Source organism: Loigolactobacillus backii, from assembly GCF_003946275.1.
GTDB classification, from domain to species: domain Bacteria; phylum Bacillota; class Bacilli; order Lactobacillales; family Lactobacillaceae; genus Loigolactobacillus; species Loigolactobacillus backii.
The window spans coordinates 1-1,332 of sequence record NZ_RHNQ01000137.1 but is presented as its reverse complement, the minus strand read 5'-3'; the positions used below and the strand labels follow the sequence as shown (position 1 = coordinate 1,332).

The 1,332-nt window shown below is 42.3% G+C and carries 1 protein-coding gene; it reads right to left on the bottom strand.

Annotated elements, in window-relative coordinates; genetic code table 11:
* Positions 1-61: 61 nt before the first annotated feature.
* Positions 62-1,237: an IS256 family transposase gene (locus tag EKM61_RS11905; RefSeq protein WP_068377165.1), complete on the bottom strand. Its 1,176-nt coding sequence runs from the start codon at positions 1,235-1,237 to the stop codon at positions 62-64.
* Positions 1,238-1,332 lie beyond the last annotated feature (95 nt).

The following is a 1,332-nucleotide window of genomic DNA, read 5'->3' as shown; positions in this document are numbered from 1 at the left end:
GAGAGTGTCAATAATTTTGTGTAAATGAGTAACTCTTATTCGCACGATTAAATAACCAATTTCAAAACATTGATTCTAATGTATCTTGGCATTGTTTGAAACCACGATGAGACTTACCAAAGTTCTTATCGTTGTAGGCCAACATCTGTGTGACTAGGAAACGATCCAACGCAGCTTCATTTGGAAATTGTTCTTTCACTTTGGTTTTTCGCTTAATTGATTTGTTGAAAGATTCAATAAGATTGGTTGAGTAGATCGAGGCTCTAATACTTGTCGGGAAATCAAAGAAAGTAAGCAGATTTTTGGTCTCCGCTAAGTGCTTCGTCATTCTAGAATAGCTAGGTGCCCAGTGTGTAATAAAGGTGGCCAGAATCGCTTGTGCCTCAGATTTGGTCGTTGCTTGATGGATCTGCTTGAATTCAGACATAACGGCCTGTCGGTCACTAACACGTACTTTTTTGAAAATATTACGACTCATATGAACGAGGCAACGCTGAAACTTTGCCTGTGGGTAGCTTCTTTCAAGTGCTGATTCAAGGCCCACCATTCCGTCAGCGATGACTAGTTGGACGTTGCTGATACCTCTTTTTACAAGTCCACCTAATAATTCTGACCAAACTTCACCATTCTCAGTTGGAGCGATTTGGTAATCAAGGATCTGTTTCTCACCGCTTGCTGTAATGCCAATCGCGATATGGACCGCCTCACGTTCAACCGTCTTTCGTCTGAGCGGAAGATAAGTCGCATCGATGAAGAGACAAACGAAGCTTGACTCAGTAAAATGACGCTTATGAAAAGCCGCAACTTGCCCTTCGACGACCTGGGTCATGTTTGAGATTGTGGTTGCGCAGTAGTGCGATCCATACATTTTCTCAATGAGATCGGCAATTTCACGTGTTGTGATCCCTTTTTCGTAGAGCTTGAGAACCATTTCTTCTAGGGCATCAACCCGGCGCGTATAGGATGGAATAAGTGCTGCTTTGAATTCACCATTACGGTCACGGGGCACACAAATATTTAGTTTTCCATACTCGGAAGCTATTTGGCGAAAGTACTGTCCGTTTCTGGAATTACCGCTGTTGAAGCCACTGCGATCATATGGATCGTAGCCTAAAATTGCGGTCAGTTCAGCTTGAAGCAGGCTGTTGACTGTTTTCTCCAATTGAGTACGAAAAACCTCCTTTAAATTTCCTTGAGCTAGTAGTGTTTGGACGATTTCTTTGTTAAACTGATCCATGGGGAAGGCCTCCGTTGATTATGTTTGGCGATTTAATCATACGGGGAAGGTCTTCCCTTTTCAATTACTATTTACACAAAATATTGTACACTCCC